The sequence below is a fragment of the Nostoc sp. LEGE 12454 genome, assembly GCF_056620565.1.
This window is the reverse complement of record NZ_JBWQXL010000008.1, coordinates 153850-177924: the sequence shown is the minus strand read 5'-3', so window position 1 is coordinate 177924 and position 24075 is coordinate 153850. Positions and strand designations below refer to the sequence as shown.

Sequence of the window (24075 nt, the reverse complement as noted above, 5' to 3'; positions counted from 1 at the left end):
CTTTAAAACGAATTACTGCGACCTTAACAATTTGAACCATAAAAAGCGAAATCCTCCAAATGCACGAATACCTAAATAAATCACAAGTAAAGCATAAACACAAGTTGCAATAACTAGAGTCAATATAAAGTTTAAACTAAGTTTTTGTAAAAATATTAATATAGGTAGCATCACAATAGTTATTATTAATGGTCGCCGCACAATTCGCCATAAATTTAATGAAAATAGGCGAGTATAGGTGAAATAAATATACTGGATAAAACCAGAAATAGTCATCAATAATGCCATTAAAGCTGCACCTAGTAACTGATAGTGCGAAACTAATACCACACCTCCTAAGCTCCCTAATGTACTGGTAATAACTACTTCACGTAGATTCACTATCTCGAAACCATTAGCTACAAGTAAATAACTCAGTGAGCGTGTAAACGGCAAAAAAACGAGTGACGCAGCGCTGATCGTAAGAGCTATATTTGCTTCAGCAAAGCTAGCATTATAGAGAAAAACTAATAAATCTTTGCCAAACAATAAGATTCCAAGAAATAAAGGCAATGCGATGATTAGTAAGATTTCGATAATATTTTCAGCTATCTGCCTCTGCTTTTCCTTTCCTTGCTCTACTGCTTTTGAAAGTCTTGGAAATATTGCTAAACTCATACTGTTAGCAATAATCAGAAAGGGTTGTAATAATTGTGTTATTCCGCCAAATAAACCTACTAAAAACTCATTCCCTAATAATGAAAGTATCAGTATTTGAATTCTGCCAATTACTACAGCTATTGCTTCAATAGCAAAAAATGTGCGCGCATTTTTGATTGTATTAAAAACAAAGTTCCTATCAATTTGCCATTTTATTTTTACTAACCGAGCGATAAAAATCCATTCAATTACCAAAATTAGTGTTTCAGAAAAAACTAGGATTGCCCCCAAATATTCAATTCCATATTTTAGTTGCATCGCCCAAATCATGATTATTAGGCGTAAAATATAAATTGGCACTGTAGCGATCGCAATCAGATGCATCTTTTCTTTCGCTTGAAAAATTGCCTCTGTGATATTAGAAAGCGCAAAGGGGATGATCGTTAAACCCATTATGTAACAAACAGTTGAGGTTTTGGTACTATAGGGAAGTAAAAATACTACAATCACCAATGCTCCATAACTGAAAAAACTAAATATTAGCTGTAAGCAAGTACCACTCATTAAATAGACTGATGTTTTTTGTGGCTCACGAGCTAGTTCTCTAGTAAACAATGTTTTTAGCCCTTGTGAAGCAATGCCTACAAAAATAAAATAGTAGCTATATGCTAGTAGATACTGCCCTAAAGCCTCAGCTCCTAGAGTACGAGCAATCGAAGCAGTTAACACAAAGGCTGTAACACTTTGTGCTAACCGATTGAGTATCATTGAGAAGGAATTACTTATGAATTTGTACTTTTCTACCATTCTTATAATTCTTAATTCAGCTTAATTCTTTCATTTTGAGTCACCATGATTTTTTCGGATATATCCTTGTAGATTTTTCTAAAGCGTCCTCAAGCAAAACAAGTAACTAATTACTCAGTGTAATGTAGAAAAATCTAAATTAATCCGCCACAAATTAAACTGAAAACTACAATAAATTTATTGATTGATACGAAAAGGAAATTCTCTAATCATAGCTTCCCAGCTATAAAATTTTTCTGTTAGTAAGCACCATCTTTTTTCAAAACCACCATAACTGTTTTAAGGAGAATTTCAAAGTCTAACCCAAGCGACCAATTTTCGATATAGCTAATATCAAGATGAATCACTTGTTCAAAATCTAAAATATTTGAGCGACCTGAGACTTGCCAAAGACCCGTAATACCAGGTAAAATTTCATGTCGGATAAAATGATGCTCAGAGAACTTTTCAACATCTCTGGTAGGTAAAGGGCGAGGTCCTACTATACTCATTTCTCCAAGGATAACGTTAAAAAGTTGAGGTAATTCGTCTAAGCTATAACGACGGAGAAATTTTCCAACACGGGTAATGCGAGGATCATCTTTAATTTTAAAGATAATTCCATCTTTTGTTTCATTTAAAGCTTCTAATTCTTTTTGTAACTTTTCCGCATCAGACCTCATTGTTCTGAATTTCCATACTTTAAACTCTTGGCCATGTAAACCTATACGCGTTTGTTTGTAGAATACTGTACCTGGAGAGTCAAGTTTTATAGCTATAGCTATAGCTATATAAATGGGGAATAATAACATTACAAATAAAGTCGCAAAACAAAAATCACAGCTACGCTTTATCCAAAAATCTTTACCTGTAATTATCGGACAATCCAAACTTAGACAAGGCATTCCTCCTATTTTGTTGAATTGTACGTTTTTATAAATTGGTTTTAATTCCATCGGTAAAATATGTACTTGTATGCCAGATGCTTGAAATAACCAGCACAAAAACATTCTATTTTTTAGCGCATCCCAAGATATAAAAATTTCTGTCACTCCTAGTTGATTAAGCTGAGTCAATGTTTGCTGACGCTGATATCTGTCTAGTGAATCGGCATTCGCCGTTCCAGATATAATGTAATGCTTTTCTTTTTTTATAAAACTCGCAATCTGCTCGCGATCTTGAGGGTCGCAAATAATAAAAACAGAAGAACGAACTATTTTTTTTTGCTTGCGTAGATATTCAAGAGTAATATTTACTGCATATCTACCAGTACAAATAAAAAGTATACTTAGCAACCAAGGCAATAATATTATTTTTGGACGTGTTATATCAACAACTGGTTTATACAACAAACTAACTAAAAGGATTAATCCATGAGCAAAAGTTAGCGATTTGATAATATTGAAATAGTCATAACGTTTTTGACCTTCTCGATAAATACCTTCAACAGCTAGCGATCCTATTTGAATCCCAATAGCTGTTAAAATCGGGAAATAATGACTCGGTATATACCAAGTAAAGTTTCCATAAGTAGATTGATATGCTGCTAAAACCCAAGCTAGAAATAAAAGAGTACAGTCTACTAAGAATAATGTTGTTAATCTCAACCACCACGAACCCTTACGTACCGTGACAAATGTCGATGCACGTAAATCTAAAGGTACTTCGCTGAATTTATTTGTTGTAATGCTTTGATTACTCATAGTTAGGAACAGTTGGTGTAGATAAAATTTGATATGAGCTTAGGTATACAAGACAATTTAGGTATCTCACTACTTTTATTTAGAAAGAAACCTTGACCATTTAGTCTTAAGTCTTAACCATTTTCTTGGGAGTAACTTGAAGTTTTCGATCAAAAACATTCTTCAGGTCAGTTTGAGTGCTGTTTTACTATCGAGATACTTAGGTTTGATTGCAGCCTATAATCACATTTTAGTGTGTAAAAATTAATGTTAATAAAAAAAAGCAGTTGTTGATCAATTTAGATTTAGTAGCTAAACAAAAACGTTGATGTTAATAATATCAAGCAAGTAGGCACAATAAAAATAAATATTATAATTTTTTAGCTTATTAATACATCCACATACATAAATTAATTATGGATATCGCACATATCTTGGATAGTTTCACTTCTTAGAGGTATAGAATGATTGATATCACCTCAAAAATTACTCTAGCATATTTATCTAGACTAATTCAGCTTTGAATATAAAGTTGTCCTAATTATATTTGTTTTACGCATAATTACTGAGCCAACAAAATATACACGTAATTTATAACAAAATGCATCAAAAGTTTGATCTTTGTAACAAAACTTTACATTTTTGAATATTTCTGGTTAAACTTGAGTCAGGTTCATGGATATTTCTAAATGAAGTCTTAAAAGGCCAGCAACCTTAACAACGAGACTGTAGTTTAGAGGAGAAGACTTATGTTACAAACGTAGTTGGGTTTTATAAAGTTCGCCTAAATTTTTCAAAAAAATAATATCATAACTTTACATTAATTTTATATAATTCAAGAGAAAATAAAGATTTTGTAAAAACTATTTTTCATTCAGTAGATTTTACTGACATAGGATAATGTATTTTTATAGTTGCGTGTAAGCTTTTGTGTTTGTTGGCTAAAACAGAAATTTGATCTTTTGGATTCGATTGTAATAATTTAGAGTTTCATTTCAATCAACAAAACATAGGGTGAAAGAAGGTTATTGTAGATGGAAAACCTGTGCAATATCTCAGACAAATTATCATCAGTCTCTTATCAATGCTGAAAAGAAGGCACTGATAATAGTCAAAAGCTAAATAGCAACTTTTAAGTTTGGTAAGTATTATAGCAGTTTGCAATTGCTTTGAGTCAAAACAATTAGTAGGGGCATACGACATATCTGTCTGTGTGCTGCTAGCGTGTATATCATTCAAAATTGCTATCTGTTAGTTATGTGAATATTAATAGTATTCTGCTCATTTTCTATAGATTGGGGGCTGTATTTGCTCACATCTTTTTTAGTCATAAACCTTTAATGATTTACGTTTTCATAAAACTTTAATTATTTTATGCTCACTGAGCTTAATATAAAAAATGCAGATAAATAGTCAGACATCAGAATATAAGCAAAATATTACCTTAAATACCTTAAATAACATCATTGGCACTCAAGTTTTACAGGAATTGAATGACACTCAAGTAGATTATCATCAGGATCTGTGTATTCATCAAATATTTGAGATGCAAGTAGAGCGATCGCCCCAAGCCATTGCAGTAGTATGTGAAAATACACAACTTACTTATCAACAGTTAAACCAGCGGGCGAATCAACTAGCGCACTACCTACGTGCTTTAGGCGTTAGGCCTGAAGTACTTGTAGGTATATGCCTGGAGCGCTCCTTAGAGATGATTGTAGGACTACTGGGCATTCTCAAAGCTGGAGGCGCTTATGTACCTTTAGATCCAGCATATCCCTCAGAACGTTTAGCTTTTATCTTGGAAGACACCCAAACAGCAGTATTGTTAACCCAAGAAAAATTGGTCAATAACTTACCACCGCATCAGGCGCAAGTGGTTTGTCTGGACTTAGACTGGCAAGGGAATATTCAAAATAGTCAAGAAAATCCTGTCAACCAAACTACGGCTGATAACCTCATCTACGTAATCTACACATCTGGTTCTACAGGACAGCCCAAGGGTGTAATGATCCCTCACCGTGGTATCTGCAATCAACTCCACTGGAAGCAAACAACTTTTGGATTAACTCACGCAGATAAAGTTCTACTGACTATTTCTTTTAGCTTCGATCCCTCAGTATGGCAGATATTCTGGCCATTATGCTTTGGGGGGCAATTATTTATGGCTCGCCCTGGTGGACATCAAGATACAGCCTACCTTGTGAAAGTGATTACTGAGCAGCAAATCACTGTCCTGGCTTTAGTACCTTCCATACTGCGTGTCTTATTGGAAGAGAAGGGAATTGAGAATTGCCGATTTATCAGACACATTACCTGCGGTGGTGAAGCTTTACCTGGGGAACTTATAGAACGCTTCTTTGCCCAACTGAATTTGGACAACGTTTTACATAATTGTTACGGCCCGACAGAAGCTTCTATTGATACCACTTTCTGGAGTTGCCAACGTGACACTAATTATGCTATAGCACCGATTGGTCGTCCGATTACCAATGCAGAGATTCACATCCTTGATGAAAATTTGCAGCCAGTGCCTGTTGGTGAATCAGGTGAACTGCACATTGGCGGTGTTGGTCTAGCGCGAGGCTATCTTAACCGTCCAGAATTGACCATAGAGAAGTTTATTTTTAACCCCTTTAGCTCTGAACCTGGAGCACGCCTTTACAAAACTGGGGACTTAGCACGTTATTTGAGCGATGGTAATATCGAGTTCCTTGGTCGGATTGACCACCAAGTTAAAATACGTGGCTTCCGAATTGAATTAGGAGAAATTGAAGCCATACTAGCTCAACATCCAGCACTGACGCAGACTTTAGTCATAGCCAGAGAGGATGCGCCTGGAGACAAGCGGCTCGTGGCATATATTGTTGCCAATCCAGAGCAAATTCCTAGTCAAGCTGAATTGCGTCGCTTTTTGGAAGCTCGGTTGCCAGAATACATGGTGCCTACTTTCTTTGTCTTTTTGGACACCTTACCATTAAATCCCAACGGTAAAATAGACCGCCGCGCCTTACCTGCACCGGATACATCTGATATTAGGCTGTCAACTAACTTTGTTCCACCTCAGAATTCGACAGAAGAAGTCTTAGCTGACATTTGGGCGAAAGTTTTGCGTTTGGAACAAGTAGGCATCTACAACAATTTTTTTGAATTGGGAGGGCATTCACTGCTGGCCACTCAAGTGATGTCTAAAGTTCGTCAAGCTTTTCAAATAGAAATAGCGTTGCAACTCTTATTTGAAAATCCCACGATCGCTACTTTAGCTCAAGTTATCGCCCAAAACCAAACTCCAGAAAACGATCCCCAAAATCAGACTATTCCTCAAATAGCCAATCGGCAATCAGCCCTTCTATCCTTTGCCCAGCAGCGAGTCTGGTTTTTGGAGCAGTTGGAACCTAACAGCGCAGCATATATCGTCTCCAATGCACAGCGCTTAAAGGGTAAGTTAAACCTGGGTGTATTGCAACAGTCACTAGATGCGATCGTTGTCCATCATGAGGCATTGCGAACCAACTTTATTACATCACCTGATGGTAGCCCCATACAAGTAATTGGCACGCCTCGGCCAGTGGAACTTAAAATCATTCAGGTAACAAAGGAGCAAGTAGAATTTCTCCTAAATCAAGAGGTGCAACGCTCCTTCAACTTAGAATCTGACTTAATGCTGCGTGCTACTTTGCTCCAAGTAGACGAGCAGGAGCATATACTCTTGTTAATGATGCACCACATCGCCTCAGATGGTTGGTCAATTGGTATTCTTTGGCAGCAGTTAATAGCGCTTTATAAAGCTTTTTTGAGTAGTAAGCCTTCCCCCTTAGCAAAATTGCCCATTCAGTATGCGGATTTTGCTGTGTGGCAGCACCAATGGCTATCAGGTGAAGTACTTTCCAGCCAAATTAACTATTGGAAAACCCAGTTAGCAGGTGCTAATACTGTACTGGAATTACCTACCGACCGACCACGGCCACCAGTGCAAACTTACCAAGGAGCAGCCCAATCTCTGATGCTACCGCAGACTTTGAGTGCATCACTCACAGAACTCTCGCATCAGCAGGGTGTCACTCTATTCATGACATTGCTGGCAGCCTTTGGGACAATACTGCACCGCTACACTGGGCAAGAAGACATTCTTATCGGTTCTCCCATTGCCGGCCGTAATCGTTCTGAGATTGAAGGGTTAATTGGATTTTTTATTAACACCGTTGTTTTACGGACTGATTTTGCCGACAACCCTAGTTTTCGTTCAGTGCTAAATCGAGTTCGCCAGATGGCATTAGATGCTTACGCCCATCAAGATATGCCCTTTGAGAAGCTGGTAGAAGAACTGCAACCAGAGCGAGATACCAGTCGCAACCCACTATTTCAAGTGTGGTTTAATATGCTCAACTTAAGGGACATCCAACTGGAACTACCTGGAGTGGCTATTGAACCAGTCTCGATCCTAGAAACAGCTTCTAAGTTTGACTTAACCCTTTACGTTACAGAACAAAATCAAGGAATCCAACTTGATTTAGTTTACAACACCGATTTGTTTACTTCAGAACGGATGATGGAAATGCTCGATCAATTCCATCACTTGCTGAATCAAATTGTTGCTGCTCCAGAGAGAAAAATTAGTTTATATTCTCTGGTGACACCAAAAGCGCAACTTTTGCTGCCAGAACCAAGGGCGATTTTACCAGAACCACAGTACGAATTGACGACAACAATGTTTACCTCTTGGGTAAATCGTACCCCAGAACATTCATCACTTCGTCAAGGAATTCGCACTTGGAATTATGGGGAATTGGGCAAAACCGCTCAAACCTTAGCACAAGTTTTGTTATCTCACGGAGTAGAGCGGGGAGATGTGGTAGCCGTATATGGTACGCGCAGCTTTGGGCTGATTGCTAGTATGCTTGGCGTACTTTTGAGTGGCGGTGTGCTACTCACCCTCGATCCGAAACTTCCCAGCCAACGCCAGCGGCTGATGTTACAAGAAGCTAAAACTAAATACATATTATATATTGATGGTCGGCGTCCAGAAGACGAAAAGATAGGGGAGTCTTTAACTAGCATCTGTGTCAACCCAGACACAGGAGAAGCTATAAATTCCCAAAAGAGCATTGCAGCAGTAAATCTACCTGAAATCGCAGCTGACGATGCAGCTTATATTTTCTTTACTTCTGGCACTACTGGTGTCCCGAAAGGGGTGCTGGGGTGTCATAAAGGGTTAGCGCATTTTCTGAACTGGCAGCGACAGACCTTTGAAATTAATCAGCAAGACCGCATTGCTCAATTAACAGGTCTTTCTTTTGATGTCGTTCTTAGAGATATCTTTTTACCTTTAACTAGTGGTGCAACCCTATGCTTACCAGAAGAAGAGGATAACTTAGAACCTACGAAAATTCTGCGTTATTTAGAAAATGAGCAAATTTCTGTACTGCATACAGTTCCTTCGCTGGCACAATTATGGTTAGGGAATGTGCCGTCAGGAGTCTCTTTACGTAACTTACGCTGGTTATTCTTGGCTGGAGAACCTCTGAAAGAAACCCTTGTAGTTCGCTGGCGGGATGCTTTTCCTGAATCAGGTGAAATTATTAATCTCTACGGCCCGACAGAGACAACCTTGGCGAAATGTTATTACCGAGTACCTGTTGAGTGTAGCCCTGGTGTACAGCCAGTAGGATTACCGCTGCCGCAAACTCAAGCACTGGTTTTTACACCAAATCAACAACCATGCGGTATCGGTGAACCGGGCGAGATTGTAATCCGAACTCCATTCCGCAGTTTGGGTTACATCAATGCCCAGCAAGAAAACCGTTCTCGGTTTGTCAAGAATCCTTTTCGGAATGATCGCCAGGATTGGCTTTATTATACAGGCGATCGCGGATGCTATCGTCCAGATGGCTCTCTAGAAATTCTCGGCCGCCGAGATCATCAAGTCAAGATCCGGGGGATACGCATTGAACCAGGGGAAATTGAAACGGTGTTAGCCCAACACCCAGATGTACTCCAGACTGTAGTGATTGCTCGTGAAGACGTTCCTGGCGATCGACGTTTGGTGGCTTACATTATACCTAATCAAGACTCAGGAATTGCGATTACTGATATCCGGGGTTTCCTCTCGACAAAATTGCCACAGTACATGGTACCTTCGGCTTTTGTCGTGCTGGACACCATGCCCTTAACCCCCAACGGCAAGGTAGACCGCCGCGCTCTACCAGCACCAGACTTATCGAGGCAAGAGCCAGAAGATACCTTTGTTGCTCCTCGCAATGAAGTGGAACGTCAATTAACCCAGATTTGGGAACAAATTTTAGGTGTCCAGCCGATTGGTGTTAGGGATAACTTCTTCGAGCTAGGAGGACATTCAATCCTAGCAGTAAAACTATTTTGGCAAATTGAAAAGACATTTAATAAAAACCTGCCGCTTGCCATTCTTTTCCAGTCGGGGACTGTAGAGGCTCTAGCCAAAATAATCTCTCAAGAAGAAGATTTAACAACAAACTCGGTTTTAGTAAATACCTTAAATCAGTCAAAATCTAGCTGGTCATCCCTAGTAGAAATTCAACCCAACGGCTCCAAGCCACCTTTATTCTGTATTCATGGATTGGGTGGAGAAGTCTTATGTTTCCGTGAATTGGCATTGCATCTGGGGAAAGAACAACCATTTTACGGATTACAGCCACGAGGGCTAGATGAAAAACACCCTCTCCATACCCGCATTGAAGATATGGCAGCGCACTACATTCAAGAAATTCAAACCCTTCAACCTCATGGCCCTTATTTTCTCGGAGGTTATTCCTTTGGGGGTACAGTTGCCTTCGAGATGGCTCGGCAACTCCATGAGCAAGGCGAACAAATTGGCATTTTAGTTATGCTTGATAGTTGTCGTCTAGGTTATAGCTGGCAGTCGCCAGTTCTCAAGCGAGTTTTTTTGCATTTAAATAATATTGTTCAACAAGGGCCTAACTACCTTTGGCAAAAGGTTGTGAGATGGAGTTATTGGCGTAAGCAAGAATTACAAAATACATATAACCGTTACTTGGAAAACGTACTTCATGTACCTGAAACTGATAAGCATTTAAAGGTTATAGATACTAACACTCAAGCCCTGAATGACTATATTTTTTCACCTTACCTGGGTCGAGCTATTCTTTTGCGGACAGAGGATAAAAATCGGGACGAAGCTATAGGCATAGAATACGCTCCTCAATTTGGCTGGGACGAGTTAGTAGTTGGAGGATTAGATATCCATTATATTCCCGGATCTCACCTTGACATACTTAAAGAACCGCATGTACAAGTGTTAGCTGAAAAATTGAAAACTTGCTTAACTCAGGCGCAGTCTCAAATTGCAAAAAATTAATTTGAACTTTTCCGTTAGTTCACTTTCACACAACTCAGCACTGCTGGGTTGTTTTACCATTTCTTGGTCTAAACTTGAGAGAATAATAGAAAAATGCTTGCTAGTGGTAACTAGAGTGAGATAATTATTCTGTGGAACTGGAATATTGGTAAAAATCCAATAACCAAAAGACCTGACCGATTTAAGAATGCAATGAATATTGCTAGTGTCACAGATTGAACAGAGGAAATGATTGTGGCACTAAAAGCTGGAATGACTATCGTTGTTAGATTTTAAGTTGGTAAGCAATCGACAATCCACTGATGCTATATAGAAGATTTGGACGCACAGAATTACAGATGCCAGTGTTTTCCTGCGGTGGCATGAGATATCAGTTTAAATGGGAAGATGTTCCCAATCATGAAATTCCTGCTGATAACCAGGCGAATCTGGAAGCGACTATTAGAAGGGCAGTCGAGGTTGGAATTAATCATATTGAAACAGCCCGTGGTTATGGCACTTCTGAAATGCAATTGGGGAGAATATTGCCCAAGTTTCCCCGCGAAAAGTTAATTGTTCAGACAAAAATCAATCCAAAGGCAGATGCAAAAGAATTCCGGGAGACATTTGAACAATCTTTGAAAAATCTCCAGCTAGATTATGTTGACCTTTTAGGGTTGCACGGCATTAATCATCCTGAGTCGTTAGATGAAAGCATCCGTCCTGGCGGCTGTTTGGAAGTAGCGCAGCAGTTGCAAGCAGAGGGAAAAGTTAGATTTATTGGTTTTTCCACACACGGCTCGACAGATATAATCGTGCAGACAATTAATACCAATCAATTTGATTACGTGAACCTGCACTGGTACTACATTAATCAATGGAATTGGGCGGCAATCGAGGCAGCTAAACGCCACGATATGGGGGTGTTTATTATTAGCCCATCTAATAAAGGAGGTTTGTTATATGAGCCTCCCCAAAAATTAGTAAATCTTTGCGCCCCGTTGAGTCCAATGGTGTTTAATGATTTGTTTTGTTTGAGTCATCAAGAGGTACATACCCTGAGCTTGGGAGCAGCAAAACCACAAGATTTTGATGAACACCTGAAGACTTTAGAATTACTAGATCGAGCATCAGAAATTTTGCCGCCAATTTTAGCAAGGTTGGAAGAAGAAGCGATCGCTACTTTGGGAGAAGATTGGGTAAAATCCTGGGAAACAAATCTACCAACCTTTGACGAAACCCCTGGTGAGGTAAATATTCGGGTAATTTTGTGGCTGCGAAATTTAGCGATCGCCTACGATTTAGTAGACTACGCTAAAATGCGCTACAACCTGCTTGGCAATGGCGGACACTGGTTCCCCGGCAACAAAGCCGATCGGCTAGATGAATTAGACTTGCGGCAATGTCTCGCTCGTCATCCCTACGCTAATAAAATCCCCCAACTTTTGGAAAAAGCTCATCAGATGTTGGCAGGTAAAGAGGTAAAACGTCTATCTCGCACTTGATAAATTGCATAAATAGGGCATTGGCTATTATGGCGTATGGGAAATAGTAAACAATAATTATCAATGCCCAATGCCCAATACCCAATGCCCAATGCCCAATCCTAATCAGCTTTTTTCGTATCTGCTGATTTAACCGCCTTCGGTACGACTAGCACCTTATCAACGCGATTACCATCCATATCCATCACTTCAATTCGCATACTTTGCCATTCAAAATGATCTGCTGCGGCAGGAATACGACCTAAATGTGTGATCACAAAACCGCCTAATGTTTGATAACTGCCGCGTTCCTCAGATTCCCACTCTTCCATACCAAAAAGTTCCAAAAACTCCTCTACAGGCAACATCCCATCCAAAAGCCACGAACCATCTTCGCGTTGCACAGCTTGTGGTTGATCCTGTCCATCCGTTGAAGGAACATCACCCACGATTTCACTCATGATGTCGTTGAGAGTGACTAATCCTTGAATTACGCCGTATTCATCCACTACCAGCGCCATGTGAGTGATGGTTTGCTTGAATAATTCCAAAACTTTCAAGCCACGGGTGCTTTCTGGCACAAATACAGGCTGTCGCAATCCGATCGTTAAATCTAGTGGTTCCCCTCGGAAACTCCTGGCTAATAAGTCGGTGACAGGGATAACACCTAGCACATTGTCAAGTCCTCCCTGACAAACTGGATACCGAGAATAAGCACTATCAACCATTTTTTGGCGATTTTCTTCGGCAGAGTCGTCTAAGTCTAGCCAAACAATATCAGGACGGGGTGTCATTAAGTAACTAACAGGGCGATCGCCTAAACGAAAGACTCGCTCTACCATATCCTGTTCAGCTTCCTCAAAGGTTCCCGCCTCTGTGCCTTGCTCGATTAAGATTTTAATTTCTTCTTCGGTGACTTGCGGCTCAGTAGAAGCTGTAATTCCCAGCACTCGCAGGATCAAATCTGTCGAAGCACTTAACAGATATACCATTGGCGAAGCGATCGCCGATAAAGCACGCATTGGAATAGCTACAGTCGATGCAATTCTTTCTGGGTTGTTTAATGCCAGACGCTTTGGTACTAATTCGCCAACAATCAGTGACAAATAGGTAATGATCAAAACCACTACTCCAAAAGATATCGGTTCACTATAAGGTGCTAACAAAGGTACAAGTTTTACATAAACTGCCAGTCGGTTGGCAATTGTTGCTCCTCCAAAAGCACCAGTTAGGATACCGATCAGGGAAATACCCACTTGAACAGTTGACAGGAAATGATTTGGAGACTCCGCTAATTTCAATGCTGCCATTGCCTTGGCATCTCCTTGATTGGCAAGCTGCTGTAACCTTACTTTCCGTGCCGAGACAATCGCCATCTCAGACATAGAAAACACGCCATTGGCAATAATTAGCACCAAAATGATTAAAATTTCAAAAGTGATGGAGGACATGTTTAAAATTGCCGCTTATCAGAGCGAACGTAGCTCAATCCCTAGTATCTAGTATTAAAGGTGCTTCGATAAATACTTTGACTATATACAAAGTAGTAGTTATAGTTCTTAAGTTTATTAGTCACTGTGGATTATTCTTCCACTGAAGGAATAAGAAAGCTGTTAACACTTTTAAAATAGTTGACATAAACTGCCTCAAGATTTGCTGACCCACAAAGACTCCCATCGCTAGTAGTACTTATGTCATTTTCTTCTATTGTGCGTGCCTTAGGCCGATCGCCGCTCACCACTGAATTTATTTCTAAGCTGAATCGACAACAAGAATTGCGGTTAAATGGCATTCCCAGGCTGCCCAAGACTCTAGTAGCTTCGGCATTAGCGCAGTCTCAGGGCAAGGATTTGTTTGTGGTTTGCGCCACCCTAGAAGAAGCTGGACGCGTTTACGCACAACTGGAGGCAATGGGATGGCAAACAGTACATTTTTACCCCACCTCCGAGGCTTCTCCCTACGAACCTTTTGACCCGGAAACTGAAATGAGTTGGGGGCAAATGCAAGTATTGGCAGATTTACTCAAAAATCAAGAGTCATTAGTCATTAGTGAGTTGTCATTAGAAACAAACCAAAGACAAAGGACAAATGACATAGACGCTTCTGCGGCTTCCCGCAGGGTAGGACAAATGACAAATATGGCGATTGTGGCTACTCAAGGGGCGCTGCAACCTCATTTACCACCACCAGAAACTTTTGGGCAATTCTGTCTTACCCTGAAAAAAGGGATGGAATTAGACCTGAATAGCTTCAGTGAGAAAATAACTATTCTGGGGTACGAAAGAGTTCCTTTGGTGGAAATGGAAGGGCAATGGAGTCGGCGGGGCGATATTGTTGATGTGTTCCCAGTTTCCTCGGAATTTCCAGTCAGGTTGGAATGGTTTGGTGATGAAATCGAGCAAATGCGGGAATTTGACCCAGCAACCCAACGTTCCGCCCTCGACAAAGTTGACCAGATAATTCTTACTCCCACTAGCTTTACTCCTGTGGTGATGGCTGCACTGAAAAATAGTGCCCAGTTCCGAGTGCTGAGTGCTGAGTTAAATTCTGACGCAGAACTTAGCACTGCGAACTCATCAATGTTAGAGGGTAGCCGTCGCTTTTTGGGGTTAGCATTCGAGCAACCAGCATCTCTGCTAAACTACTTAGCAGAAAATACCTTGATTGCCATTGATGAGCCAGAACAGTGTCATGCTCATAGCGATCGCTGGGTGGAAAATGCCCAAGAACAATGGGGAATGGCGCATGGGGAAGAATCTACTCCTCTAAGATTGCCGAAAATGCACCGTTCGTTTGACGACTGTCTGGTTGATGTTGCCAAGTTTAAAACATTATATTTATCGGAACTGTCAGAGGAAAATAGTGGGATCAATCTTGCTAGCCGTCCTGTTCCAGCCACGCCACACCAGTTTGCTAAACTAGCTGAAACCATCCGTCAAGAACGCGATCGCAATTTCTCGATCTGGCTGCTTTCTGCTCAACCTTCGCGTTCTGTCTCACTGTTGCAAGAACATGATTGTCCGGCTCAGTTTATCCCAAATCCTCGCGACTACCAAGCGATAGATAAGCTGCAAATCAACCATATTCCTATAGCTCTAAAATATTCTGGGCTTGCAGAACTAGAAGGTTTTATCTTGCCTACGTACCGAATAGTAATCGTTACAGATCGGGAATTTTTTGGACAGCATTCCTTGGCGACTCCCGGCTATATCCGCAAGCGCCACAAAGCTACTTCTAAACAAGTCGATCCCAATAAGCTGCGTCCAGGTGATTATGTAGTTCACAGAAATCATGGTGTTGGCAAATTTGTCAAGCTGGAAAGTTTGACGATTAATGACGAAACCCGTGATTATTTGGTGGTGCAGTATGCTGATGGATTATTAAGAGTTGCGGCCGATCAAGTCGGTGCTTTATCCCGGTTCCGCGCCGGAGGTGATAAAGCACCGGAACTTAACAGGATGACCGGTAAAGCCTGGGAAAATACCAAAAATAAAGTCCGCAAAGCGATTAAAAAATTGGCGGTGGACTTGTTGAAACTGTATGCAGCGCGATCGCAACAACAAGGTTTTAGCTTTCCAGGTGATATGCCTTGGCAGGAAGAATTAGAAGATTCTTTCCCCTACCAACCCACAACGGATCAACTCAAAGCTGTACAAGATGTAAAACGCGACATGGAAAGCGATCGCCCAATGGATCGCTTAGTTTGTGGCGATGTCGGTTTCGGGAAGACGGAAGTGGCGATTCGTGCTGTTTTTAAAGCAGTCACCGCCGGTAAACAAGTGGCACTCCTTGCGCCAACTACTATTTTAACACAGCAGCATTACCATACACTCAAAGAACGTTTTGCTCCCTACCCGGTAAATGTCGGTTTGCTCAATCGTTTTCGGTCTGCTGAAGAACGCCGCGAGATTCAAAAGCGATTGGCAACAGGTGAATTAGATGTAGTAGTTGGTACACACCAACTTTTAGGTAAAGGTGTATCATTCAAGGATTTAGGGCTATTGGTAGTGGATGAAGAACAGCGATTCGGGGTAAACCAGAAAGAGAAAATTAAAAGCTTGAAAACTCAAGTGGACGTGCTAACCCTCTCCGCCACTCCTATTCCTCGGACTTTGTATATGTCCTTGTCGGGGATTCGGGAAATGAGTTTGATTACCACGCCACCTCCAACCAGACGACCAATTAAAACCCATCTATCACCAATAAATTCCGAAAGTATCCGCACTGCGATTCGTCAAGAATTAGACAGAGGTGGGCAGGTGTTTTATGTAGTTCCACGAGTAGATGGCATTGAAGAGACAACAGCCAATTTACGAGAAGTGATACCGGGAGCTAGGTTTGCGATCGCTCACGGTCAAATGGATGAAAGCGAGTTAGAATCAACCATGCTCACCTTCAGTAATGGCGATGCAGATATCCTCGTTTGTACAACAATTATTGAATCTGGCTTAGATATTCCGCGAGTCAACACCATTTTGATTGAAGATGCTCACCGCTTTGGATTGGCACAGTTGTATCAATTACGCGGTCGTGTGGGACGTGCAGGGATACAAGCTCATGCTTGGTTATTTTATCCGAAGCAACGGGCATTATCTGATGCGGCACGGCAACGATTACGAGCGATTCAGGAATTTACTCAGCTAGGTTCTGGGTATCAGCTAGCAATGCGCGACATGGAAATCAGAGGCGTGGGTAACTTGCTAGGTGCAGAACAATCCGGTCAAATGGATGCCATCGGCTTTGATTTATACATGGAAATGCTAGAAGAAGCAATTCGGGAAATCCGAGGACAAGAAATTCCGAAAGTGGAGGATACCCAGATTGACCTTAACCTGACGGCGTTTATCCCAGCAGATTATATTACCGATTTGGATCAAAAGATGAGTGCATATCGGGCGGTGGCGACAGCTAAATCTAAATCAGAATTAAAACAGATTGCAGCTGAGTGGAGCGATCGCTATGGTAGTTTACCAGTCCCTGCAAATCAACTTTTGCGAGTCATGGAACTCAAACAGCTAGCAAAAAAACTCGGATTTAGCCGGATTAAACCAGAACAAAAGCAGCACGTTGTTTTAGAAACGCCGATGGAAGAACCCGCTTGGAATTTGTTGGCGGCGAATTTACCAGACAATCTCAAAACGCGTTTTGTGTATTCTCCTGGTAAGGTGACTGTGCGAGGGTTAGGAGTTTTTAAAGCGGATCAACAATTGCAGAATTTGATTGATGCTTTCGGGAGAATGCAAGGTGCGATTCCAGAGGTGGCTATTGTTTGATCGGTGTTTCCGTCTGATAAATAGTTTAGACCTCTAAATCCCAGTAGGGATATGATTTAAAGGTTAATGTTAAAGTGTTATCACTCAAAGATAGGGGATAATTGCTAAAAGAATACGGCAATGAAAATTAAAGTCAAAAATCTTGGTGCTTTAAAGCAAGCCGAATTCACACTTGGCGACCTGACAATAATTTGTGGCTACAATAATACGGGCAAGACCTACGCTACTTATGCGTTGTTTGGCTTTTTGTCTACTTGGCGACGAATATTTACGATCCAAATCAACGCCGATAAGATTAAGCAGCTCCTTGCGAACGGCGTAATTCGTCTTGATATACAAGACTATATTAAAAAATCCGACCAGATTGTGAATGAAGGTTGTCAGGCATATACCCAAGAATTACCGAAGATTTTTGCAGCACCGGCAGAACGATTTAAAACAACAGACTTTCAGGTAAGTCTAGACATCCAAAATATTAGTTTAGCAGCCAGATTTAATCGGGAAATTGGCTCTGGCGAGGCATCACTTTTCTCCATTACCAAAAGCGAAGGAAGCAAAGAATTAGTTGTAACTTTGCTTGTTGAGAAAGAAAAGGTAAAAATCCCCCGCGACATCCTTAAGCGCATCATTGCCGACGCACTAAAAGATATTATTTTTGATCAGTTTCTTCCTAACCCTTTTATCGCTAGTGCAGAACGAACTGGTGCTGCCATTTTTCGCAAAGAGTTGAATTTTGCCCGTAATCGCTTGCTTGAAGAAATGGGTCAGGCTGATAAAAATATCAATCCAAGAGAGCTTTTATTTAAGGTATACCAGGATTATCCGCTCCCAGTAGAAAAAAATGTGGATTTTACGCGGGAGTTTGAGACAATTTTCCAAAAAAGCAGTTTCATTGCTGAGAACCATCCTGATGTACTAGCTGATTTCGCCGACATCATTGGTGGTAAATATACAGTCACCCGTAATGATGAACTTTATTATGAGCCAAAGGGTCAACGGATAAAGCTTTCTATCGATGAAAGTTCTAGCGCCGTGCGTTCTCTACTACATATCGGCTTTTATTTGAGACATGAAGCCCAGGTTGGTGATTTGCTGATAGTGGATGAACCTGAGATGAACCTACACCCCGATAACCAGCGCCGTATCGCACGGCTATTTGCCCAACTGGTAAACCTCGGCATTAAGGTTTTTATCACAACCCAAAGTGATTACATTATCAAAGAACTAAATACACTGATCATGCTAAATCACGATAAACCTCATCTCAAGCAAATTGCTGAAGAAGAAGGTTATCGGCAAGAGGAACTGATCTCTCCTGAAAAAATCAAAGTCTATATCGCCCAAGTTGCATCGATAATATTAGAGGGCAAAAAGAGAAGAACTAGATGCCAGACCCTGACACCAGCAAATATCGACCCAGAACTGGGTATTGAAGCTCGCAGTTTTGATACAACCATTGAAACGATGAACCGGATTCAGGAAGCGATTGTCTGGGGTGAGGAGTAATGTCTGATATTGCTATCCTCAAAGAAATGATCAACGAAACCGCTACAGTAGCATTGGAAAATGATCGCTATGGCAAAAATAAGGTAACACTCAGAGAGCCTCCACCCGCCAATTACGATGTAACTATTTATGGGATGCCTGATGATGATGAGGTCATAATCATCAATGCAGATAAATTTAAGTCGCCGGATACAGTTTTTAAAGGAAACCGTGGTGAATGCAAACGTGCGGATTTTGTCATTGTTACTGATACTGGTAAGAAAAAAGTCATCCTCTGTATTGAGATGAAGGCAGGGAAAGGAGGATCGCACACAGAAATTATTGAACAACTTAAAGGAGCGCAGTGTTTTGTTGCCTACTGTCGGGAAATTGGTCAATCCTTTTGGAAGGAGCAAAATTTTCTCAAGGATTATGAATGTCGTTTCGTCAGCATTAAGAACATCAAAATACCCAAAAAGATAACACGCATTGACCCTACTCATGACTCTATCTCAAATATAAAGATCCTAAAGAAAAGCGGCTCGTCTTTTCAATTTAATGATTTAGTCCAAGGTCAAAGATAAGAACATTGGATAAGGACTTTTCTGATTTGACCAAACTAGTTTGAGTAGCCGGAGTTAAGAGGAAATCGTTATGGTTATTAACATATTCTCACAAACTAGCTCAACAAGTTTATGAAAATCAGAGCAATCATTCATCCAGCAGAAGAAGGTGGCTATTGGGCAGAGGTTTCCGCGCTTCCTGGTTGTATTACCGAAGGAGACACTATAGAAGAGGTAATGGCTAATTTAAAAGATGCTATTGAAGGTTGGCTTGAAGTTGCCAACAGTCGTAATGCAATTGAGTCAACAGATCGAGTTGTTGAAATTGCTGTATGAAATCGATTTGTGGCAAGCAACTTTGTAAAATTGTGGAGCAAAAAGGTTGGGTTTTGCAAAGAATTACTGGCAGTCATCATATTTATGAAAACCCCGAACTATAAAAAATCCTGTCAATTCCTGTTCACCGCAATCAAGATTTGAAAGTTGGAACCTTGAAAGCCTTGATGAAAATAGCCCAGCTATCTGAGAAAGATTTACTTTAATTTCAAATTACTACTCTGATTCATCCACTAACTTGCTTGGTTCACCAGGGTAAAAATCATAATCCACAATCTCTGACAAACTGTAAGGACACTCTACCGGAAAAGTACGCTTGGGCAAATCTGTTTCTCCAATAGCCAATTCGACACCTTTAAGGTAGGCTTTGCGAAGTGCTTTTTCAAGGTAGGGCTTTAGGCTAGGATTATCTTCGAGCAGTTCAGCAATATCTAAGCGTTGAATACGAACTGTTGCTAACCAGCTACGGCTACGACGCCCTGACTGGTACTGCCATTTTAGTAAATGTCCAATCAACACACTCAGATGGTTTCGTAGTTCTTGACGTTGCTGTTTACCCAAAGATTGAATCTCCTCAATCAGATTTTGCAGATCAATCTGACTCCACTGCTCATTACGAAGTAAAGTTACTTGTTCCTGTGTCCAAGCGTAAAAATCAGTTTCGTAGAGGCTTGGTGAAAGCATTGTTATCTTTGGGTTTGTTTCAGGTACACCCATTAGGTTAGTTCAACCTCAACGTCTTTGCTTTTATTGTAGAACTGTCTCAAACTCTCTTAGTGCTATTGAGAGAGATTGCTTGCTCGTATTCAAAGCCTACTACTTCGGCTATGGAGCGATCGCACCCTAACCACCCCTACAGAGTGCAAGCAGAGATAATTTATAGTATGACTTTCGTAAAGATTAACAGCTATGACAGAGCTACTTGAACAAGCGATCGCCAAACTAAAAAATTTGTCTGCCAATGAACAAGATGCGATCGCGGCGATGATTTTAGAAGAACTAGAAGATGAACGCCATTGGGATGAAACTTTTGCCCGTTCTCCAGACATACTTGCCAAACTTGCAGCCGAGGCAATGGCTGAATACCGTGCAGGTAAAACCCAAGAGTTAGACCCAGATACATTGTGAAATCACGTATAACCGTTCAGTTTCGTCAAGGCTTTGGCGATCTACCTGAGCAAGCTCAAGAGCAAACGCGTGAGGCATACCGCCTCTTCAAACAAGATCCGAGCCATCCAAGCTTGCGCTTCAAAAAAGTACATCCAGAACTACCGATTTATTCAGCACGGATTAGCAAAAATTATCGAGCGGTTGGACAGTTAGATGGAGATACTGTTATTTGGTTTTGGCTTGGTTCACACGCAGAGTATAATAAGTTGCTCTCTCAGTTGTAGCGATACAGTGCGATCGCATACTCCATTTTGATCAAAAGATGAGCGCTTACCGTGAAGATGATTTATAAATATTCAAAAAATACTTCAGGTACTAATCGTAACTCCCCAGATTTCAAGCGAGATATATCTATCCATAAAGCTCTATGTTTATGATGTGGCGATTCTGAAAAAACTAAACTTTCCAGTTGATAAAATTTGGAATCAACAAAATCGCATTGATAAAGCTGAATAATTTCATGACCTTGCCTACCATTAAATGTAAACAGGTTCTCTATACAACCAAGATATTTAATATTCGTTAAGTCTGCCTGAATTTCCTCTTGAAACTCTCGTTCTAAGGCGGCGTGGCTGGTTTCACCAAAATCAACACCACCGCCTAAAGCCCGATAAAATGTTTCTTGTTTTACGGGATCGTAGCCTTCAGAAAGAAATATGCGCTCGCCATTTCGAATTAACCCCAAGGCTATTACCCGAATTTCACCAGCTTTATTCATTTTTGTAACTAATTATCATAAATAGACTGAGGACGACTTTCGCTATCCTCAATAGGCCAATCTGGATTTTCACCACCGATGTATAATTCTTCAATGGTGACATATTCCTGACTTAGCTGCGTGAGAGCGTTGATTAAAATATCCAATGCGATCGCATCACTGGTTCCTAAGTCAAACCAACAACGTCCCCACTGCCCCTCATATTCAAACTCACCAATGTTGTGCATCAGTGCTAGCAGGCTTTTGTCATAGCCTTGTTCATCATAATTCATATAGCTGATATCGAGTCCAGTGTCCTGCACCTGGAGATTTTCTGCATTAAATGCACCCAATTTACCTAGATAAAACCAGGAATTGAAAACTTCTTCTACATACTGTTTTTCACGCGCAGAAGGATTTGTGCTGAATTTTAGCCAAATCCACACATCAAAAGGATTGATTTCGCGGAACTGAATCTCCATGTTGGTCTAGTATCTCAATTACTCTTCTGCAAATAAGCATATCAAAGTAGGGCATGGGGAATGGGGCATAGGGGATAGAAAAAAACTTAATCGCCAATGCCCAATTACCCAGGATTATTAAGGCTAACAGCACTTCTGCGTTCGCGCTCAATTTGTTTGACTAAATCGCCTGGGAGTTGAGATTTTTTAGTCAATGCTTTGTCAAAATTAGCGATCGCTTCCTGGATCATCTGCTGGCTTTTTTCTCTTTGCCCCAGTTGTTTCAGTATTTGGGCTTTAAGATAATAAATTTCTGGATTATCGGATGTCGTTTTGATCGCGCGGTTGACATACTCTAGCGCCTGTGGATACCGTTTTAAATCCCGGTAAGCAAGAGCAATACCCCGATCTACTAAATACCCAGGAGCAGCATTTTGTTCTAAGCGTCCAATTGCCTGATCTGGGCTAGCAAAAGGCAAATTAACCGCCAACAATAAATCCATATAACCCTTGATTAAATTCAGTTCTGGATCGTTGGCAGAAATTGCTTCGGCTTTGTCTAAATATTCATAAACTTGCCGCAACCGACTAAAGGCTTGCGGCACACCGTTGACTGTACCCTCACGGGTGATAACTACTGCACCTTCTAAAAAATGACCAACAGCAATGTATAAATTACCACGTAATGGATCGCTAGAAATCAGTTTTTGTCCAGCTTCTAGAGTTTTTTGGCTGTAGGTATCTAGTTTAGCCCAATCCTTATTTCCGTATGCTAAAGATGCGCTCATGGCATAAGCTAAAGGTTCATTTGGCTCTTTGGATAGTGCTTGTTCCAGATAACGCTGTGCTGCTGGATAGTTGCCCTGTTGGAAAATTGCTTTAAAAGCCGCTTCTGTTTGGTCGCCAATTTGATGAGGTTCGCTCTTGCGAAACGGATCGCCAGCCAGAGAGGGATTTACCCACAGATTAAGTGCGATTGCCCAAGGGGCAACGCCAAAGGCGATCGCAGCTGCAAAAGCAGTCTGAGCAAAGGTAATGAGTTGAGCAGACGCTACTAATTGAGGCAAAGAAAACCTTTTAGTCATTTTAACCCTCAGAATAATTGCGGTTGAAATAGTTGTATGTGTTACTTAGAATGCAAAAATGGTTAATTTCAACTTGCCTTTGCTTCAACCAAAATTTTCTTATATATTGGTAATCTTTCCATATTTCCAGGCTTGCTCTAGCCGTTATTTCAGGCTTAGTCTGCCACAATGGAGAAAAAGTGGATAATTCTTGCTGCTAAATTAAGGTGTTAATCCAGGTAATGCGCTGTAAATTTTTTTCTAGAATTTTCCAGACACTCTCAGTGTAGCTAATCAGTAATTTGCTGACTTTTTGGTAATCTTAACAAATGCTTTATCTCCGAAATGTAAATTATCATCCCACAGCGTGCCCAACAGCGATTCTCAAATCGATCAATTTAGAATTAGCACCCCAGCAGCTAGGTCTGATTATTGGCCCGAGTGGTTCGGGTAAAAGTACCTTACTAGAAATTTTGTCAGGACTAGCCGAACCCACTACTGGCGCTCTCTTCTGGCGGGAACAAGAACTGATAGCCGAACAGCTACAACAATTAGCTGGGTTAGTATTTCAGTTTCCAGAGCGGCACTTTTGCGGTGGTTCGATTTTAGAAGAATTGCGTTTAGGACATCCTGAGTTAGGGTCAGAACGAGTCAGACAGGCGCTCAGTGAAGTGGGATTAGAGCATTTATCGCTTTCATCTGCCCCTTATGCTTTGAGTGGTGGTCAGCAACGACGTTTAGCTTTGGCAGTCCAATTAATTCGCCAGCCAAATTTGCTGTTATTGGATGAACCCACAGCTGGTTTAGATTGGTCAATGCGTCGGCAACTGGTAAATTTATTAGCGAAACTCAAACAAGATTGGACATTGTTAATTGTGACACACGATGCTGGGGATCTGTTAGCGATCGCAGACCGTTGCTGGACACTCAACCACGGCGAACTAGAATCAGTAGACCCAAAGACACTAGAATCCAAAGTTAAAGAACCTTTACCAATTGTGTAAGAAAAGAGCAGAGGAGCAGAGGAGCAGGGGAGCAGAGGAGAAGTTGCAATCAGTTTTTCTCCTTTGCACCTCTTCCTCTTATGGCCCATGACAAATGACAA

17 protein-coding genes are annotated in these 24075 nt (G+C 40.9%); 10 read left to right on the top strand and 7 right to left on the bottom strand.

Annotation, left to right across the window (positions count from 1 at the left end; genetic code table 11):
- Positions 1–12 precede the first annotated feature (12 nt).
- Positions 13–1446 carry an oligosaccharide flippase family protein gene (locus AC1F2U_RS11565; RefSeq protein ID WP_480261266.1) on the bottom strand — a complete coding sequence of 478 codons (1434 nt, stop codon included), beginning with the start codon at positions 1444–1446 and terminating at the stop codon, positions 13–15.
- A gap of 239 nt (positions 1447–1685) precedes the next feature.
- A complete protein-coding gene (locus AC1F2U_RS11560; protein WP_480261265.1) occupies positions 1686–3128 on the bottom strand; it encodes a sugar transferase in 1443 nt (480 codons plus the stop codon).
- A gap of 1378 nt (positions 3129–4506) precedes the next feature.
- On the opposite strand from AC1F2U_RS11560, the gene AC1F2U_RS11555 reads away from it, so the two are divergent.
- Positions 4507–10458 (top strand): amino acid adenylation domain-containing protein, encoded by a 5952-nt coding sequence (locus AC1F2U_RS11555; RefSeq protein WP_480261264.1) that lies wholly within the window; start codon positions 4507–4509, stop codon positions 10456–10458.
- 302 nt (positions 10459–10760) lie between these two features.
- Positions 10761–11942, top strand: a complete 1182-nt coding sequence (locus AC1F2U_RS11550; RefSeq protein ID WP_480261263.1) for an aldo/keto reductase — start codon at positions 10761–10763, stop codon at positions 11940–11942.
- A gap of 101 nt (positions 11943–12043) precedes the next feature.
- Here the strand turns inward: AC1F2U_RS11550 and AC1F2U_RS11545 are convergent, their stop codons facing one another.
- Entirely contained in the window at positions 12044–13372 is a 1329-nt protein-coding gene (locus AC1F2U_RS11545) for a hemolysin family protein (RefSeq protein WP_480261262.1), read from the bottom strand.
- A gap of 240 nt (positions 13373–13612) precedes the next feature.
- Between AC1F2U_RS11545 and mfd the strand changes: the two genes are divergently transcribed.
- The 5 genes from mfd (at position 13613) to AC1F2U_RS11520 (ending at position 19682) form a co-directional block, all read left to right on the top strand.
- Entirely contained in the window at positions 13613–17194 is a 3582-nt protein-coding gene (gene mfd / locus AC1F2U_RS11540) for a transcription-repair coupling factor (RefSeq protein ID WP_480261261.1), read from the top strand.
- Between the two features lie 120 nt (positions 17195–17314).
- A complete protein-coding gene (locus AC1F2U_RS11535) occupies positions 17315–18700 on the top strand; it encodes an AAA family ATPase (RefSeq protein ID WP_480261260.1) in 1386 nt (461 codons plus the stop codon).
- Positions 18700–19263: a hypothetical protein gene (locus AC1F2U_RS11530; protein ID WP_480261259.1), complete on the top strand. Its 564-nt coding sequence runs from the start codon at positions 18700–18702 to the stop codon at positions 19261–19263. Before AC1F2U_RS11535 ends, AC1F2U_RS11530 begins: the two co-directional genes overlap by 1 nt.
- Positions 19264–19374: 111 nt before the next feature.
- On the top strand, positions 19375–19578 hold the full coding sequence (locus tag AC1F2U_RS11525; protein WP_480261258.1) for a type II toxin-antitoxin system HicB family antitoxin: 204 nt from the start codon (positions 19375–19377) through the stop codon (positions 19576–19578).
- Positions 19575–19682: a type II toxin-antitoxin system HicA family toxin gene (locus tag AC1F2U_RS11520; protein WP_480261257.1), complete on the top strand. Its 108-nt coding sequence runs from the start codon at positions 19575–19577 to the stop codon at positions 19680–19682. Before AC1F2U_RS11525 ends, AC1F2U_RS11520 begins: the two co-directional genes overlap by 4 nt.
- A 112-nt stretch (positions 19683–19794) precedes the next feature.
- On the opposite strand, the gene AC1F2U_RS11515 is transcribed toward AC1F2U_RS11520, so the two are convergent.
- Positions 19795–20262, bottom strand: coding sequence for a DUF29 domain-containing protein (locus tag AC1F2U_RS11515; protein ID WP_480261256.1), 468 nt, complete (start codon positions 20260–20262; stop codon positions 19795–19797).
- 225 nt (positions 20263–20487) lie between these two features.
- Here AC1F2U_RS11515 and AC1F2U_RS11510 point away from each other — a divergent pair, with 225 nt between their 5' ends.
- Positions 20488–20706, top strand: a complete 219-nt coding sequence (locus tag AC1F2U_RS11510) for a hypothetical protein (RefSeq protein WP_480261255.1) — start codon at positions 20488–20490, stop codon at positions 20704–20706.
- Positions 20703–20972 carry a ParE family toxin-like protein gene (locus tag AC1F2U_RS11505; RefSeq protein ID WP_480261254.1) on the top strand — a complete coding sequence of 90 codons (270 nt, stop codon included), beginning with the start codon at positions 20703–20705 and terminating at the stop codon, positions 20970–20972. The genes AC1F2U_RS11510 and AC1F2U_RS11505 overlap by 4 nt, the downstream gene beginning before the upstream one ends.
- 62 nt (positions 20973–21034) lie before the next feature.
- Here the strand turns inward: AC1F2U_RS11505 and AC1F2U_RS11500 are convergent, their stop codons facing one another.
- The 3 genes from AC1F2U_RS11500 to AC1F2U_RS11490 form a co-directional block, all read right to left on the bottom strand.
- The gene (locus AC1F2U_RS11500; protein WP_480261253.1) at positions 21035–21466 is read right to left on the bottom strand and encodes an NUDIX hydrolase; all 432 of its coding nucleotides are present in this window, start codon (positions 21464–21466) and stop codon (positions 21035–21037) included.
- Positions 21467–21474: 8 nt separating this feature from the next.
- Positions 21475–21927, bottom strand: coding sequence for a DUF3531 family protein (locus AC1F2U_RS11495; protein ID WP_322673316.1), 453 nt, complete (start codon positions 21925–21927; stop codon positions 21475–21477).
- A gap of 104 nt (positions 21928–22031) precedes the next feature.
- Positions 22032–22991: a Sll0314/Alr1548 family TPR repeat-containing protein gene (locus AC1F2U_RS11490; RefSeq protein WP_480261252.1), complete on the bottom strand. Its 960-nt coding sequence runs from the start codon at positions 22989–22991 to the stop codon at positions 22032–22034.
- 308 nt (positions 22992–23299) lie between these two features.
- On the opposite strand from AC1F2U_RS11490, the gene AC1F2U_RS11485 reads away from it, so the two are divergent.
- Positions 23300–23974, top strand: a complete 675-nt coding sequence (locus tag AC1F2U_RS11485) for an ABC transporter ATP-binding protein (RefSeq protein ID WP_480261251.1) — start codon at positions 23300–23302, stop codon at positions 23972–23974.
- Positions 23975–24075 lie beyond the last annotated feature (101 nt).

Coding starts and splice junctions, on each gene's coding strand:
- AC1F2U_RS11555 (WP_480261264.1), top strand. CDS start 4,507: ATGCAGATAAATAGTCAGACATCAGAATATAAGCAAAATATTACCTTA.
- AC1F2U_RS11560 (WP_480261265.1), bottom strand. CDS start 3,128: ATGAGTAATCAAAGCATTACAACAAATAAATTCAGCGAAGTACCTTTA.
- AC1F2U_RS11565 (WP_480261266.1), bottom strand. CDS start 1,446: ATGGTAGAAAAGTACAAATTCATAAGTAATTCCTTCTCAATGATACTC.
- AC1F2U_RS11530 (WP_480261259.1), top strand. CDS start 18,700: ATGTCTGATATTGCTATCCTCAAAGAAATGATCAACGAAACCGCTACA.
- AC1F2U_RS11545 (WP_480261262.1), bottom strand. CDS start 13,372: ATGTCCTCCATCACTTTTGAAATTTTAATCATTTTGGTGCTAATTATT.
- AC1F2U_RS11495 (WP_322673316.1), bottom strand. CDS start 21,927: ATGGAGATTCAGTTCCGCGAAATCAATCCTTTTGATGTGTGGATTTGG.
- AC1F2U_RS11520 (WP_480261257.1), top strand. CDS start 19,575: ATGAAATCGATTTGTGGCAAGCAACTTTGTAAAATTGTGGAGCAAAAA.
- AC1F2U_RS11490 (WP_480261252.1), bottom strand. CDS start 22,991: ATGACTAAAAGGTTTTCTTTGCCTCAATTAGTAGCGTCTGCTCAACTC.
- AC1F2U_RS11485 (WP_480261251.1), top strand. CDS start 23,300: ATGCTTTATCTCCGAAATGTAAATTATCATCCCACAGCGTGCCCAACA.
- AC1F2U_RS11535 (WP_480261260.1), top strand. CDS start 17,315: ATGAAAATTAAAGTCAAAAATCTTGGTGCTTTAAAGCAAGCCGAATTC.
- mfd (WP_480261261.1), top strand. CDS start 13,613: ATGTCATTTTCTTCTATTGTGCGTGCCTTAGGCCGATCGCCGCTCACC.
- AC1F2U_RS11510 (WP_480261255.1), top strand. CDS start 20,488: ATGACAGAGCTACTTGAACAAGCGATCGCCAAACTAAAAAATTTGTCT.
- AC1F2U_RS11515 (WP_480261256.1), bottom strand. CDS start 20,262: ATGCTTTCACCAAGCCTCTACGAAACTGATTTTTACGCTTGGACACAG.
- AC1F2U_RS11550 (WP_480261263.1), top strand. CDS start 10,761: ATGCTATATAGAAGATTTGGACGCACAGAATTACAGATGCCAGTGTTT.
- AC1F2U_RS11500 (WP_480261253.1), bottom strand. CDS start 21,466: ATGAATAAAGCTGGTGAAATTCGGGTAATAGCCTTGGGGTTAATTCGA.
- AC1F2U_RS11525 (WP_480261258.1), top strand. CDS start 19,375: ATGAAAATCAGAGCAATCATTCATCCAGCAGAAGAAGGTGGCTATTGG.